The sequence below is a fragment of the Actinomadura graeca genome (assembly GCF_019175365.1).
Classification (GTDB): Bacteria; Actinomycetota; Actinomycetes; order Streptosporangiales; family Streptosporangiaceae; genus Spirillospora; species Spirillospora graeca.
Window position 1 is genome coordinate 1,183,269 of sequence record NZ_CP059572.1, and the last position, 14,202, is coordinate 1,197,470.

General features: G+C 74.3%; 12 protein-coding genes. 10 read left to right on the plus strand and 2 right to left on the minus strand.

The window, feature by feature from the left end:
• Window positions 1-16: 16 nt before the first annotated feature.
• On the plus strand, window positions 17-1,696 hold the full coding sequence (locus AGRA3207_RS05550; RefSeq protein ID WP_231333469.1) for a DNA/RNA helicase domain-containing protein: 1,680 nt from the start codon (window positions 17-19) through the stop codon (window positions 1,694-1,696).
• A 7-nt stretch (window positions 1,697-1,703) separates the two neighbouring features.
• On the opposite strand, the gene AGRA3207_RS05555 is transcribed toward AGRA3207_RS05550, so the two are convergent.
• Entirely contained in the window at window positions 1,704-3,413 is a 1,710-nt protein-coding gene (locus tag AGRA3207_RS05555; protein WP_231333470.1) for a phospholipase D family protein, read from the minus strand.
• 237 nt (window positions 3,414-3,650) lie between these two features.
• On the opposite strand from AGRA3207_RS05555, the gene AGRA3207_RS39750 reads away from it, so the two are divergent.
• From AGRA3207_RS39750 to AGRA3207_RS05600, 8 genes are all read left to right on the plus strand, one after another.
• Window positions 3,651-6,770 (plus strand): AfsR/SARP family transcriptional regulator, encoded by a 3,120-nt coding sequence (locus tag AGRA3207_RS39750; RefSeq protein WP_273700009.1) that lies wholly within the window; start codon window positions 3,651-3,653, stop codon window positions 6,768-6,770.
• An 85-nt stretch (window positions 6,771-6,855) separates the two neighbouring features.
• Window positions 6,856-8,403: an MFS transporter gene (locus AGRA3207_RS05570; protein ID WP_231333471.1), complete on the plus strand. Its 1,548-nt coding sequence runs from the start codon at window positions 6,856-6,858 to the stop codon at window positions 8,401-8,403.
• Between the two features lie 39 nt (window positions 8,404-8,442).
• Window positions 8,443-9,357, plus strand: coding sequence for an SPFH domain-containing protein (locus AGRA3207_RS05575; protein ID WP_231333472.1), 915 nt, complete (start codon window positions 8,443-8,445; stop codon window positions 9,355-9,357).
• The gene (locus AGRA3207_RS05580) at window positions 9,354-9,572 is read left to right on the plus strand and encodes a type II toxin-antitoxin system antitoxin (protein WP_231333473.1); all 219 of its coding nucleotides are present in this window, start codon (window positions 9,354-9,356) and stop codon (window positions 9,570-9,572) included. The genes AGRA3207_RS05575 and AGRA3207_RS05580 overlap by 4 nt, the downstream gene beginning before the upstream one ends.
• On the plus strand, window positions 9,569-10,192 hold the full coding sequence (locus tag AGRA3207_RS05585; RefSeq protein ID WP_231333474.1) for a GOLPH3/VPS74 family protein: 624 nt from the start codon (window positions 9,569-9,571) through the stop codon (window positions 10,190-10,192). Before AGRA3207_RS05580 ends, AGRA3207_RS05585 begins: the two co-directional genes overlap by 4 nt.
• A gap of 164 nt (window positions 10,193-10,356) precedes the next feature.
• Entirely contained in the window at window positions 10,357-11,043 is a 687-nt protein-coding gene (locus AGRA3207_RS05590) for a lysophospholipid acyltransferase family protein (protein ID WP_231333475.1), read from the plus strand.
• Window positions 11,044-11,100: 57 nt separating this feature from the next.
• The gene (locus AGRA3207_RS05595) at window positions 11,101-11,550 is read left to right on the plus strand and encodes an ATP-binding protein (RefSeq protein WP_231333476.1); all 450 of its coding nucleotides are present in this window, start codon (window positions 11,101-11,103) and stop codon (window positions 11,548-11,550) included.
• Between the two features lie 10 nt (window positions 11,551-11,560).
• On the plus strand, window positions 11,561-12,007 hold the full coding sequence (locus AGRA3207_RS05600) for an ankyrin repeat domain-containing protein (RefSeq protein ID WP_231333477.1): 447 nt from the start codon (window positions 11,561-11,563) through the stop codon (window positions 12,005-12,007).
• 18 nt (window positions 12,008-12,025) lie between these two features.
• Here the strand turns inward: AGRA3207_RS05600 and AGRA3207_RS05605 are convergent, their stop codons facing one another.
• Window positions 12,026-13,465, minus strand: coding sequence for an MFS transporter (locus AGRA3207_RS05605; RefSeq protein ID WP_231333478.1), 1,440 nt, complete (start codon window positions 13,463-13,465; stop codon window positions 12,026-12,028).
• A 150-nt stretch (window positions 13,466-13,615) separates the two neighbouring features.
• Between AGRA3207_RS05605 and AGRA3207_RS05610 the strand changes: the two genes are divergently transcribed.
• Window positions 13,616-14,194: a TetR/AcrR family transcriptional regulator gene (locus AGRA3207_RS05610; RefSeq protein ID WP_231333479.1), complete on the plus strand. Its 579-nt coding sequence runs from the start codon at window positions 13,616-13,618 to the stop codon at window positions 14,192-14,194.
• Window positions 14,195-14,202 lie beyond the last annotated feature (8 nt).

The window sequence follows — 14,202 nt, forward strand, 5'->3', positions numbered from 1 at the left end:
CCTGGGGGAAGGTCCCTTGACGGTTTTCCGTCGTACCGCCGAATCGCTGCTGTCGCCCGCCGAGCGGAGGTTCACGCAGGTCCTCGCCGAACAGATGAAGATGAGGGACGGGATCTCGGTCTCGCCGTCCGAGGTTCGCTCCTGGGAGCGCAGCCTCCCCGTCCTCGCCCAGGACCTCGTCGAGGCCGGTCTGGGCGAGGTCGAGATGCTCATCGAGTACAGGCTGCCGCTGACCAGCAAGCGCGCGGACGTGGTGCTCGCCGGCACCGACCGGCGCACCGGCGGCGACGCGTACGTGGTCGTCGAGCTGAAGCAGTGGAGCCGCGCGGAGGTGTGGGACGAGGACGAGAGGACGCGCCTGTTCACCCAGTCGACGCGCGGAGAGTTCGTCGACTACCTGCGCGACCGGTTCGCCCCTTCCCCGGGGCGCACGGCGGCCGACCACTTCCTGAGCAGCGAGGTGCGTCCCTCCAAGCAGCTGCTCAAGCACGCGGCCAAGGAGATCCGCGACCGCGACCAGTTCGTGCTCCTGGACGAGCAGCGGCTCGCGTACCAGATCGTCCTGCACGCGGTCGACAAGGCGCGCAGGCAGGACCTGAAGACGGTCGTGGTGATCACCGGTGGGCCCGGCAGCGGGAAGAGCGTGATCGCGCTGTCCCTCCTCGGCGCCCTGTCAGGCCGGGGCCTGTCCGTCCTGCACGCCACGGGGTCCAAGTCCTTCACCCAGACGATGCGCAGGCACGTGGCCAAGGGGTCGACGCGGACGAAGGCGCTGTTCACCTACTTCAACAACTTCATGGAGGCCGACCGCAACGGCCTCGACGTCCTGATCTGCGACGAGGCGCACCGCATCCGCAAGGTGTCGGCGAACCGGTACACCGCCGCACGGCTGCGCACCGGCCGCCCGCAGGTCGACGAGCTGATCGACGCGGCACGCGTCCCGGTGTTCCTGCTCGACGGGCAGCAGAACGTCCGGCCCGGGGAGATGGGCACGCTGGAGCAGATCCGCGGGCACGCCGAGTCGAAGGGCCTGCGGGTCCAGCACGTTTCTCTGGACGAGCAGTTCCGCTGCGGCGGGAGCCGCAAGTACGAGGACTGGGTCCTGATGCTGCTCGGCCTCCACGAGAGCCCCGCCCGGGAGTGGACGGGGGACGACGGTTTCTCCGTCTCCCTGGCCGAGTCCCCGCGGGAGATGGAGGCGCTGCTGCGTTCCCACCACGACCAGGGACGCGGCGCCCGGATGACCGCGGGCTTCTGCTGGCGCTGGAGCAGCCCCGCCGCGGGCGCCCCCGGCGGGGAGATGTCGCTCGTCCCGGACGTCAGGATCGGCGACTGGGCCCGGCCGTGGAACGTCAAGGGCGACCGGTCGGTCGGGGACGCTCCCCCGAGCGAGCTCTGGGCGACCGCGCCGGGCGGCTTCGGGCAGGTCGGATGCGTCTACACCGCGCAGGGCTTCGAGTACGACTGGAACGGCGTCATCCTCAGACGCGACCTCGTCTACAGGAACGGCAGGCTCGTCACGCGGCGGGCGGAGAGCCACGACCCTGCCCTCAAGCCCTCGACCGTGACGGACGAGGAGGCGGACGCGCTGATCCGCAACACCTACAAGGTGCTGCTCACCCGCGGCATGGTCGGCACGCTGATCTACTCCGTCGACGCGGAGACCCAGGCATTCCTTTCGCGGTTGGTCCGGTGAACGGGGATCAGAGGGTCTCGCGGGAGTCGGGGTCTGTCAGGTCGGCCAGTTCTTCGGTGTAGGAAGCCGTCTCGGGGACGGGGAGGGCGAGGCGTTGCAACGTCGGGCGGAGGTGGACGCCCGGTAGAGGCGTGCCCCAGGTGGCGTCCCAGATCGCCAGGGCCGCGTCCAGGTCGAGGAGGCGGTCGAGTCCGGCGCCGGTGATCCGCATGAACGGCATCTCCGCGTCCGGTGGAAGGCCGCAGTAGCGGGCCCACAGGTCACGGCGCAGGGTTCGGACGAAGGTCGAGTCTCCCGTGTCGAGGACGCCGACCGACAGTTCTATGTCGGTGTAGAGGCTGCGGCGCGTGCAGTTCGCCGAGCCGACAGCGCACCAGCGGTCGTCGACGATCGCCACCGTGCCGTGGACGCCGGTTCGGGGCCAGGTGCAGACGGCGATGCCGTTCCTGTCGCGCGGTGATGTGCCGGCGAGAAGGTGCTTGTTGATCGCGTTGGAGAAAAGGGCGGACGGCGGGTCGGCGCCGTAGAGGAGGATGACCCTTAGGTCGGGTCTCGCCGTTCTGCGCGCGTTGATCCAGTCCATGACCTCCTGGCTCTGGAACGCCTGGTCGGCGATGAAGATGTAGCGCTCGGCGGATGAGACGGCCTGCTTCAACGCCACCTTGAATTCGAAGAGGCCGTCCGGGGCGAACGACAGCGCCGGGGTGCGGGAACCGGACAGGTTCGTCACCAGCCAGCGCTGTAACGCGTCGCCGGGGAGATGGGCCGGGCCGGAGGCGGAGAAGTTCATCTGCGGGACCGTGCGCAGAACCTGCACGAGTGGTCCGGCCCCATCGGGCACCGGCTCTGGCTTTCGGGCGGGGATCTCTTTGGTGTTCTTTGTCTGCGACGGGATCTCCTTCTCGTTCACGCGGAAGACCTGGGTCGGGCGGGCGCGTTGCTCGTTCCATAACTGCCGGAAGAAGTCGTGGATCGCGGCGGCGGCCGGGCCTTGGACACGGACGGCCACGTCGTGCCGGCCCCCGGGATCGCCGACGGGCGCGGAACGGCTCATGCGGGGGTCGGGCCCGCCGGTGTAGGCGCGCATGGACGCCTCGTCGCCGCACACGACCAGCTTGAGGTGCGCGGTGCCCATCGGATGGGCGAGCAGGTTGAGCATCACCGCGTCCTTCAGGGCCGGGGCGGTGCGGAGCGCGTCGGCGCTGAGGATCGTGTGCAGGTTCAGCGCCGCGACGCCCGGGACCTTGTCGGCGACCGGTTTGTACTTCGGCAGGAATGGCGACGTCCAGGCGAGCACGCGGACGTCCACGCCTTTCATGGCCAGCTCGCACAGTTCGTAGAGCAGCGCCCTCTTGCTTTTCGGCAGGACGAACCGCTCGGCCTCGACCTTCAGCGACCATCGCGTGCCGGATCTCCTGGCGCTCCCACCGGCCGTGTCGCCGGAGTCCCCGACCTCGACGGTGCCGGTGCGGCCGACCAGTCCGAGCCACCAGGCGGACAGGTAGAAGTAGCGCCCGGTGCCCGTTCCGGCCTTGAGCGCGGCGATCTCGTCGTCGAGCGCGCCGAAGTAGGCGGCCGCGTCCACCAGGGCCTCGACGCGGTTGCCTCCGGGCCCGTCCGAGAACCGCCGCCGCCCGCCCTTCGGCGACTCGTCTAATTGTCCTGGTCCGGCGGAGGAATACTTTTGGATCAGCGCGTCAGGCGTCGGCCGGCTCATGATCTGGAATGTACGCCGTCACAGTGCCCTCCGAACGGCCGCTAGCGGACACGTGACCTCACCTCCTTCCGTGTCTTATGTCCTTCAGGAATGGATTCACGGAAATGCATGGCCGAGCGGATGGGAAAGGCCGCGCGGAAAGACCGGGACGGGCCGTCGGCGGAGAGGGCGAAGCCTGCGGCGCGGGCCCGGCGCCGGGCGGCGGACGGGTTTCCGCGGGCCTGCGACAATCGGCGCATGTGGTTCGGGGTTCTGGGGGCCGTCGAGGCCCGGGGCGGCGGCGGGGCCGTCGCGGTCGGCGGGCCCCGGGTGCGGGCGCTGCTCGCCATGCTCGCCCTGGACGCGGGCAGGGTCGTCCCGGCGGAGCGGCTGATCGACGGGCTGTACGGCGAGGAGGCGCCCGCCGGGGCGGCCAACGCCCTCCAGTCGCAGGTGTCGCGCCTGCGGCGGGGGCTGGGGGACGCGGGGCTCGTCGAGGGGCACCCGGCGGGATACCGGCTGGCCGTGGAGCGGGACACGGTGGACGCGCACGTCTTCGAACGCCTCGCGCGGGATGGGCGGGAGGCACTCGCCACCGGGGACAACACGGCGGCGGCCCGGCTGCTGGGAGAGGCGCTCGGGCTCTGGCGGGGGCCGGCCCTCGCCGGTGTCGACGCGCCGTTCGCGGCGGGGCAGGCGGTGCGGCTGGAGGAGCAGCGGGCGACCGCGGTGGAGGACCGTGCCGAGGCGGAGATCGGCCTCGGGTCGTGCGGGGCGGTCGTCGCGGAGCTGAGGGCGCTGGTGGAGCGGCACCCGCTGCGGGAGCGGGCGCGGGCGCTGCTCATGCGGGCCCTGTACGGCGACGGGCGGCAGGCGGAGGCGCTCGCGGTGTTCGAGGAGGGGCGGCGGCTGCTCGCGGACGAGCTGGGCGCCGACCCGTCGCCGGAGATGGCGGACGCGCACCTGGCCATCCTGCGGGGCGAGGCGGCGCCGCGGGCCGGGGCGGCGCGCGGCGCGGCGGCACGTCCCGTCCTGGCCGCGCCGCCCGCGCAGCTCACGAGCTTCGTGGGGCGCGAGGAGGAGGTGCGGCGGGTCGGGAAGATGCTCGCGGAGGGACGGCTGGTCACCCTGCTCGGGCCGGGCGGCGCGGGCAAGACGCGGCTGGCGATCGAGGCCGCCGGGCGGGAGGACGGCGAGGTCTGCTTCGTGGACCTCGCGCCGGTGGACCGCGGCGAGGTGGCCAAGGCGCTGCTCGCCGCGCTCGGCCTGCGCGAGAGCGGGATGCTGCCCGGATCCGGGGAGGCGCCTCGGGGGGCGGAGGAGCGGCTGGTCACGGCGCTGGCCGGGCGGCGGGTGCTGCTCGTCCTGGACAACTGCGAGCACGTCGTGGCGGCGGCCGCGCGGCTGGCGCACCGGCTGCTGAGCGCGTGCCCGGAGCTGCGGGTGCTGGCCACGAGCAGGGAGGCGCTCGCCGTCACGGGCGAGGCGCTGCGTCCGCTGCCGCCGCTGGAGGCGCCGCCCGAGGGGACGCCGGCCCGGGACATGGCGTGCTACCCGGCGGTGCGGCTGTTTACCGACCGCGCCGCGGCGGTCCGGCCGGGCTTCGAGGTCGACGACGGGAACGCCGCCGCCGTCCTGCGGATCTGCGGGGCGCTGGACGGGCTGCCGCTGGCGATCGAGCTGGCGGCGGCGCGGCTGCGGTCGCTGCCCGTCACCGAGGTCGCGGCTCGGCTCGGCGACCGGTTCAGGCTGCTGTCGCGCGGGAGCCGGGGCGCGGCCCCGCGCCACCGGACGCTGCGGGCCGTCGTCGAGTGGAGCTGGGACCTCCTCGATGCGCAGGAGCAGACCCTCGCGCGGCGGCTGACGGTGTTCTCCGGCGGGCTCACGCTGGAGGCGGCCTGCGAGGTGTGCGAGGTCGACGACGCCGACGAGCTGCTCGCCGGGCTGGCCGACAAGTCGCTGGTGCAGGCGGACGGCACCCGGTACCGGATGCTCGACACCGTCCGCGCCTTCTGCGCCGAGCGGCTGGAGGAGGCCGGGGAGACCGGGCGGTTCCGGCGGGCGCACGCGGCGTACTTCCTCGCCCTCGCCCGCCGCGCGGACCCGCACCTGCGCGGCGCGGGCCAGGTGGCGTGGCTGGAGGCGCTCGCCGCCGACCACGGCAACCTGCACGCGGCGCTGCGGCGGTCCGTCCGCCCGGACCCGGCGCTGGCGCTGCGGCTCGTCGCGTCCCTGTCGTGGTACTGGTGGCTGCGGGGGCGGATCGAGGGGACGGAGCTGGCCACCGGGCTGCTGGAGGTCGTCGGCCTGGACCCGCCCGCGGACCTGCACGAGGAGTACGTCCTGTGCGTGGCGAACGCGATGGCGGGCGGCGGGCGGCCGGGCCGGTCGCTGGACCGGGCCGAGGAGTTGCTCAACGGGATCGCGGGCACGCTCAGGTACCCGGTCACCACTGTGTTCTGGGCGCTGACGGCGGGGCCGGAGCGCACGAACGTCCCGGTCATGTCCCGGCAGATCGGCGACGACCTCTGGTCGCGGTCGCTGCTGCGGATGAGCGACGGGTTCGTGCGCCAGTTCCGCGGCGACCTGGAGGGCGCCGAGCGGGCGTGCGCCGAGGCCGTCGCCGGGTTCCGGGAGGCCGGGGACGGCTGGGGCATCGCCAACGCGCTCGACCCGCTCGCGCAGCTCGCCGACTGGCGCGGCGACCGCGCCCGTGCGCTGGCCCTGCTGGACGAGGCGCTCGCGCTCGTCGAGGGGCTGGGCGCGCTGGAGGACACCGCGGACCTGCTGTACCGGCGCGGCGACGTGCACGTCCACGCCGGGGACCTGGACGCGGCGCACGCCGACTACACGCGCGGCGCGGGACTGTCGCGCCGCGCCGGCGCGCCCGACAAGGTCGCGGGCGCCCTCCACGGGCTCGGGCGGGTGGCGCGGCTGCGCGGCGACCTGCGCGAGGCGCGGCGGCTGCACGAGACGGCGCTGGGGTTCTCGTCCGAGCGGTTCATCGCCTCGGCCGTCCGCGCGCTGGCGCTGGTCGGGCTCGGCTGGGTCGAGGTCGACGAGGGAGCCGCGGCGCGGGCGCGGGAGCTGTTCCGCGAGGCCCTGGACGTGTCCGCCGACCACCCCGTCTTCATGCACCAGGCCGGCGCGGCCGTGGGCCTGGCGGGCGCGGACCTCGCGGACGGGGACGGGACGCGGGCCGCGCTGATGCTCGGCGCGGCGCGGGCGCTGCGCGGCGTGCACGTCACCGGTGACCCCGACATCGAGCGTGTCGCGGCCGGGGCGCGGGCCCTCGCCGGCGACGCCGCGTACGAGGCGTCCTACGCCCGGGGCGCCGGCGCGTCCCGCGCCGAGGCCCTCGCCCTCCTGCGCGGCTGACGGCGGCAGGGCCGGGCGGTCAGCCGGTCAGCGGCGGTCAGCGGACGGTGCGCGGACGGTCAGCGCGGGCGCCGACGCTCCGTCCATGTACTCACCGGCTCGCAAGTGGGGCACGTTCGCGATCTGCGGACTGCTCGCCATCGTCCCCAACATCGACCTGACCGCGCTGAACCAGGCGATCCCGCACCTCGGCGCGGACCTGCACCCGTCCGCGACGCAGACGCTGTGGATCGCCGACGCCTACGGCTTCGCCCTCGCCGGGCTGCTGATCACGATGGGCGGCATCGGCGACCGCATCGGGCACAAGCGGCTGCTGCTGACCGGCACCGCCGTGTTCGCCGTCGTGTCGGCCGTGACGGCGTACGCGCCCAGCGCGGAACTGCTGATCGCGGCACGGGCGCTGCTGGGCGTCGCGGGCGCGACGCTCATGCCGTCCTGCCTCAGCCTGATCCGCCGGGTGTTCACCGAGCCCGGGGAGCGGACGACGGCCGTCGGGCTCTTCATGGGCCTCGGCGGGCTCGCGGTGGGCCTCGGGCCCGTCGCCGGGGGCGCGCTGCTCGACCACTTCTGGTGGGGATCCGTCTTCATGATCAACGTGCCGGTGATGGCCGTCGCGCTGGTCGCCGGGGCGCTGGTCCTGCCGGGGTCGCGGGTGCCCGGCGGGCCGGGGCGGATGGACGTGCTCGGCGTGCCGCTGTCGATCGCGGGCGTCCTCGGCCTGGTGTACGCGGTGAAGGAGGCGGCGGCGCACGGCGTGGACGGGCCCCGGGTCCCGGTGGCCGCCGTCCTCGGCGCGGCGGCGCTCGCCGCGTTCGCGGTGCGCCAGACGCGGGTGGACGAGCCGCTGGTGGACGTCCGGCTGTTCCGGCTCCCCGCGTTCAGCGGCTCGGTCGGCACCACCATGTTCGCGATGTTCGCCCTGGTCGCCCAGTCACTGATCTTCTCGCTGCTGTTCCAGCTCGCGCTCGGCTGGTCGCCGCTGCGGGCGGGCCTCGCGGGGCTGCCCGGAGCCGCCGGGGCCATGGTCGGCGGCGCGGCGCTGGCCCCGCCGCTCATCTCCGCGCTCGGCCGCGCCCGCGTCGTCGCGCTCGGCATGGCCGTCTCCGCCGGGGCCTTCTCCCTGTTCCTGACGGTCGGCCTGGACACCCCGTACCTGGCGATGGTCCCGATGATGGCGCTGTCGGGCCTCGGGATGGGGCTGGCGATGACCGTCACGTCCGACACCGTGCTCGCGTCCGTCCCGAAGGAGCGCTCGGGCGCCGCGTCCGCGCTCTCCGAGACGGCGACGGAGCTGGGCGGCGCGCTCGGCATGGCGATCCTCGGCAGCGTCCTCAACGCGGTCTACCGTGGCTCCCTCGACCTGCCCGCGGGCGTGCCCGGCCCGGCCGCGGCCGCGGCCCGCGACTCCCTCGCCGGTGCGCTGGAGGCCGCGGGCGCCCTGCCCGGCGGCGTCGCCGCCCAGGTCACCGCCGCCGCACGCGCCGCGTTCATGGACGGCATGCACGCCGCCCTCGCGTGCAGCGCGGTCTGCGCCGTCCTCGTGGCCGGCTTCGCCCTGGTCACGCTGCGCTCCGTCCCCAAGGTCATCGAGGACGCCGAGGCCCCGGCACGCACCCCGGAGTGGAAAAAGTGATATCACTTTGATAGTTTGCTGATAACAGAGGAGGGGTTCATGGACGAGGCGACGACGCGGGTGGAGATGCCCCGGCCGCAGATCTCGGAGCGGGCCGCGCGGGACGCGGGCGGCTGGCCGATGCTGGGGCTGGCGCTGGGACTGATCCTGCTGGGGGCCGTGGCCGTGCTCGCCGGGATCGCGGCCGGGGGCGCCGGGGCGCTCACGGCGGGGATCGTCGCGGGGGTCCTGCTCGTCGTGGCCGGGCTGGTCGTCGCGGCGGGGCTCACGCCGGTGGCGCCCGGCGAGGCCCGGGTGCTGCAGGTGCTCGGCCGGTACGCCGGGACGGTCCGCACCGACGGGCTGCGGTGGGTCAACCCGATCACCGACCGGCGGAAGGTCTCGACCAGGATCCGCAACCACGAGACCGGGATCGCCAAGGTCAACGACCTGGACGGCAACCCGATCGAGATCTCGGCGGTGGTCGTGTGGCAGGTCCGCGACACGGCGCGGGCGACGTTCGAGGTCGACGACTTCGTGGAGTTCGTGGCGTTCCAGACGGAGGCGGCCGTCCGGCACATCGCGGGCAGCTTCCCCTACGACGCGCACGACCGGACCTCGCTGCGCGACAACGCCGACGAGATCACCGGGCAGCTGTCGGAGGAGCTGCGGCAGCGGGTGGCCTCGGCGGGCGTGGACATCATCGAGTCGCGGATCACGCGCCTGGCGTACGCGCCGGAGATCGCGCAGTCCATGCTGCGCCGCCAGCAGGCGGGCGCGGTGGTCGCGGCCCGTCAGCGGATCGTGGAGGGGGCGGTCGGCATGGTGCGGCTCGCGCTGGAGCGGCTGGACGAGGAGAACGTGGTGGAGCTGGACGAGGAGCGCAAGGCGGCGATGGTCAGCAACCTGCTGGTCGTGCTGTGCGCCGACCGCGACGCCCAGCCGGTGGTGAACGCGGGCACGCTCTACCAGTGACCTCCGAGCGCAAGAAGATCCTGCTGCGGCTCGACCCGGCGGTGCACGACGCGCTCGCCAGGTGGGCCGGGGACGAGTTGCGCAGCACCAACGCACAGATCGAGTTCCTGCTGCGGCAGGCTTTGGCCGACGCCGGGCGGATGCCCGGGTCGGCGAAGCGGATGCGCCGCCCGGGGCGGCCGTCCAGAGCGGAAGGCGACGGGAGCGAAGAATGATCGAGACCCCGGATTCGTTGCCGGCGCGGATGTTCCTGCTGGCCTATGACCTGCGCAAGCAGAAGATGACCATGCACGGGTCGCAGCTCGGGTACGTGCTGCGGGCCGCCGCGCTGACCGAGCTGTACCTGGACGGGCGGCTCGGCGGGGACGACCGCCGCCCGGCGCCGGGCACGCCGGGCGACGACCCGTACGGGATGCTCGCCCAGATCTCGGGGTCGCGGCCCCGCACGTGGCGGTACTGGATCCGCAAGGACAGCCGCCCGTTCGTGGCGACCGTCCGCGAGGAGCTGAGGCGGGGCGGCTGGATCCGGGTGACCCGGTACCGCGCGTTCGGGCTGTTCCCGCGCGAGCGGGTGACGGTGAAGGACCCGCGGGTGGTCAAGGCGCTGTGGGGCGGGGCGTCGTCGGCTCTGCGCGGGCGCCCGGTGGCGCACGTGAACAGCTACGACGCGGCGGCGGTGGCCCTGGCCGCGGCCGGGGAGATGAGGTCGGTGCTGCCGGGCCGTGACCGGCGGCGGCACCGGCGCCGCATCGCCGAGCTGACGGCCCGCTCGGGCCCGGCCGCGCCCGCCGTCCGCAAGCTGATCTCGGCCGAGCGCGCCGCCGCCGCGGGCTGACCCGGCGCGGCCCCGCCGGACGGCCGGGCGCAGCGCCGCGCGGACGGCCGGACGCGGCACGCCGGAGGGCCGGGCAAGGGCGGAGGGCTACAACGTTCGGCGGGCGGATCTTGTAACGGGGCGGCACCGCGACGGGGGGCGCGCGGGCCATAGCCTCGTCGGACATGGACCCCGAACGCCTGATCTATCCCCTGCTCAAGCACGTCCTGCTCGGTCCCGCGATGCGCGTGGTGTTCCTGCCGAGGGTGAGCGGGCTGCGGCACGTCCCGCGGACGGGCCCGGTGATCCTCGCGGCGAACCATCTGGCGTTCCTCGACTCGTTCGTGCTGCCGCTCATGGTGCCGCGGCGGGTCCGCTTCCTCGGCAAGCACGAGTACTTCACCGGCCCCGGCACGCCGGGCCGGGCGATGGCGGCGTTCTTCCGCGGCGTCGGCGCCATCGCGGTCGACCGGTCGGGCGGCCGGGCCGCGCTCGACGCGCTCGACGCGCTCGACACCTCCGCGCGGGTGCTGGAGGGCGGCGGGGTGTTCGCGATCCACCCGGAGGGCACCCGCTCCCCCGACGGGCGGCTCTACCGCGGCCGCACGGGCGTGGCGCGGCTGGCGATGCGGACCGGCGCACCCGTGCTGCCGGTGGCGATCGAGGGCACCGACCGGGTGCAGCCGCGCGGCCGGGCCGTCCCGAGGCCGGGGCGGATCGGGGTGCGGATCGGCCCGCCGCTGGACTTCGCCGGACGGGACGCGGGGACCCCGCGCGGCCGCGCCGCCCGCGAGGTCACCGACGAGATCATGCGGGCGATCCGGGAGCTGTCGGGCCAGGAGTACGTGGACGACTACGCGCCCCGGCCATGATTCGAGCGCGGCCCCGAGGGCACCAGTAGGGGACGGACCGACGAACACGGAGACGATGTGGAGATCAGTCTTGACCTGCTGCTGCCCCGTGACGCGGCGAGCGTCCCCGCGTCCCGCAAGATCCTGGACGCGGCCCTGCAGGCGCTCGGCGTGGAGGACCAGATCTGCGACGACATCGAGCTGATGCTCACCGAGGCGTGCTCGAACGTGATCCGGCACGCCGAGAACGGCTCGGGCTACACGGTGCGCGCCACCATCCAGGACCTGCGCTGCGTGATCAAGGTGATCGACTCGGGGCCCGGTTTCGAGCCGGACGAGATCCCGGTGCCCGGCCCGTCCGCCGAGCGGGGCCGCGGCCTGATGATCATGCGGATGCTGGCCGACGACGTCCGCTTCGCCTCCGTCCCCGACGACGGCGCGCTGGTCGCGCTGGAGAAGCGGCTGCGCTACGGCGAGGACAGCATCGGCGGGCGCCTCGCCGACGTCCGCGGCGCGGACGGGCGCTAGCGGCGCGCCGATGAACGGCCCGCCGGCGAACGGCCCGCACGCGCACGAGCCGCACGCGCACGAGCCGGACCGGGATCTGGAGGACTTCGCGTCCCGGCTGTTCGCGCTGGCCCGCGCGGGCGAGACCGCCCGGATCGTCGACTACGTCGAGGCCGGGGTGCCGGTGAACCTCGCCAACGACAAGGGCGACACGCTGCTCATGCTGGCCGCCTACCACGGCCACGCCGGGACCGTCCGGGCGCTCACGGAGCGCGGCGCTGACCCCGATCGGGCGAACGACCGGGGTCAGCGCCCGCTCGCGGGCGCGGTGTTCAAGAAGGAGCCGGAGGTGGTGCGGGCCCTGCTGGACGCGGGCGCCGACCCGCACGCGGGCTCCCCGTCCGCCGCCGACACGGCCCGCATGTTCGGCCATACCGAGTTCCTGGCCTGGTTCGGGGAGCCGCGCGGGCCCCGCTGAACCGCCCGGCCGGGACGGCTACCCGCGCTTGACCCGCATGACCAGCAGGGTCGTCAGGAAGGCGGCGGCGGCGAACACGGCGGCGGCCCCGAAGGCCGCGCCCATCCCGCCCAGCGGGTCGGCGGCGCCCGCGGCCGCCGCGTCGTGCACCGTGACCTGGACGGCGGAGCCGAGCGAGGCGCCCGACCACAGCGTCGCCTGCGCGACACCGGAGGCGGCCCCGGAGTGCTCGGGGCCGACGCTGCCGAGGATCGTGACGTTCAGCGGCAGTATCGTCATTCCGGCGCCCGCGCCGATGAGCAGGAACGGGCCGAGCACCCCGGTGAGGTAGCCGTCCCCGGCGGAGATCTGCGACAGCCAGAGCAGGCCCGCCGCCGACAGCAGTGTCCCGGCGCCGACCAGCGGGCGGGCACCGGTCCGGGGCAGCACCCGCGGCAGCACGCGGACGGTCGCGAACTGGAGCCCGACGAGCGGCAGGAACGCCGCGCCGGCCCGCAGCGGCCCGTAGCCGAGGTTCTGCTGGAGGTACTGCGTCAGGAAGAAGAACGCCCCGAACATCCCCGCGACCAGCAGCAGCAGGACGGCGTAGGACGCGGCCCTGTCGCGACCGGTGAGCAGCCACAGCGGCATGATCGGCTGCCGGACGCGCGCCTGGAGGAGCACGAACAGGCCGAGCAGGACGGCCGCGGCGGCGAACGCGGCGAGGGCCGGCCCGTCGTCCCAGCCGTCGGACCCCGCGCGGATCAGCCCGTACACCAGCGCGGTCATCCCGGACGTGGAGGCCAGCGCGCCCCCGACGTCGAACCGGCCGGGGCGCCGCCCGGTCTCGGCGAGGACGCGCGGCGCGAGCACCGCCAGGGCCACGCCGACCGGGACGTTGACGAAGAAGACCCACCGCCACGACCCCGCCTCGGTGAGCACGCCGCCGGCCAGCATGCCGATCGCGCCGCCGGCGCCGCTCACGGCGGAGAAGACGCTGAGCGCGCGGACGCGGGCGGCGCCCTGGAAGTTCGTGGCGATCAGGGCCATCGCGCTCGGCGCGGCGACGGCGGCCGCGGCGCCCTGGACGGCTCGGGCGGTGAGCAGGAACCAGCCGCTGGTGGCGAACCCGCCGAGCAGGGACGCGGCGGTGAACCCGGCGACCCCGGCGGCGAACGTCCGGCGGCGGCCGAACACGTCCCCGGCGCGGCCGCCGAGCAGCAGCAGGCCGCCGAACGCGAGCATGTAGGCGTTCTGGATCCAGGCGAGCCCGCCCGTCGACAGCCCGAGCCCGTCGCGGACCTGCGGAAGCGCGATCGTCACGACGGACGTGTCGAGCACGATCATGGCCTGGCAGCCCACGATGACCGCCAGCATGACGCCGGACCGCCGGAAGAGGCGATGATGGAGAGGCGGAGCGACGGCGCCGGGAGGGGCGAACTCCCCGTGCGCCGCCGTCCGCTCGTTGGATGCGGTCACGAGGGACCCTCCGGGGGACGGGATTTAAGGAACGGCGAAGTACACTATGTGGGGAACGTATCACCGATTCCCGCGAAAGAGAACGCTACCGTTCACTATCTTCGCGAGGTCGGACATCCCGGCGCCGGCGCCGGATCGGGAGAGGACGTGGTGAGCACGGGCACCCGCCGCCGCGGCGGCGATCTGGAGGCGGCGATCTACGAGGCCGTGTTCGAGCAGCTCAAGGCCGTCGGCTACCGCAAGCTGACCATGGAGGGCATCGCGGCCGAGGCCCGCACCGGCAAGGCCGCGCTCTACCGGCGCTGGCCGTCCAAGGACGAGCTCGTCACCGACGCGCTCAAGCACGTCCTGCCCGAGCCGCCGCCGTCACCCTCGACGGGGAGGGTGCGCGAGGACGTGCTGCTGCTCCTCACCTGCCTGCGGGACACGCTGGTCGCCTGCCGCGGCGCCGCGCTCAAGGTGCTGAAGGAGGACAGCGGCGAGGGCAAGGGCGTCATGAACGAGGTCATCCGGACGCGCATCTCCCAGCCGGTCCTGGACCGGCTGTACGAGTCGCTCGTGGAGGGCGCCGCGCGCGGCGAGGTGCGTCCGGACGCGGCCACCCGGCAGATCGCCAGGGTCGGCCCGGCCATGATCGTCTACCAGAACCTCACCGAGGGCCTCAACCTCGGCGACGAGGAACTGGCCTCGCTGGTGGACGACGTGCTGATCCCGCTCCTGCGCCCCTGACGGAGGAC

Coding starts and splice junctions, on each gene's coding strand:
- AGRA3207_RS39750 (WP_273700009.1), top strand. CDS start 3,651: ATGTGGTTCGGGGTTCTGGGGGCCGTCGAGGCCCGGGGCGGCGGCGGG.
- AGRA3207_RS05575 (WP_231333472.1), top strand. CDS start 8,443: ATGGACGAGGCGACGACGCGGGTGGAGATGCCCCGGCCGCAGATCTCG.
- AGRA3207_RS05570 (WP_231333471.1), top strand. CDS start 6,856: ATGTACTCACCGGCTCGCAAGTGGGGCACGTTCGCGATCTGCGGACTG.
- AGRA3207_RS05590 (WP_231333475.1), top strand. CDS start 10,357: ATGGACCCCGAACGCCTGATCTATCCCCTGCTCAAGCACGTCCTGCTC.
- AGRA3207_RS05585 (WP_231333474.1), top strand. CDS start 9,569: ATGATCGAGACCCCGGATTCGTTGCCGGCGCGGATGTTCCTGCTGGCC.
- AGRA3207_RS05555 (WP_231333470.1), bottom strand. CDS start 3,413: ATGAGCCGGCCGACGCCTGACGCGCTGATCCAAAAGTATTCCTCCGCC.
- AGRA3207_RS05600 (WP_231333477.1), top strand. CDS start 11,561: ATGAACGGCCCGCCGGCGAACGGCCCGCACGCGCACGAGCCGCACGCG.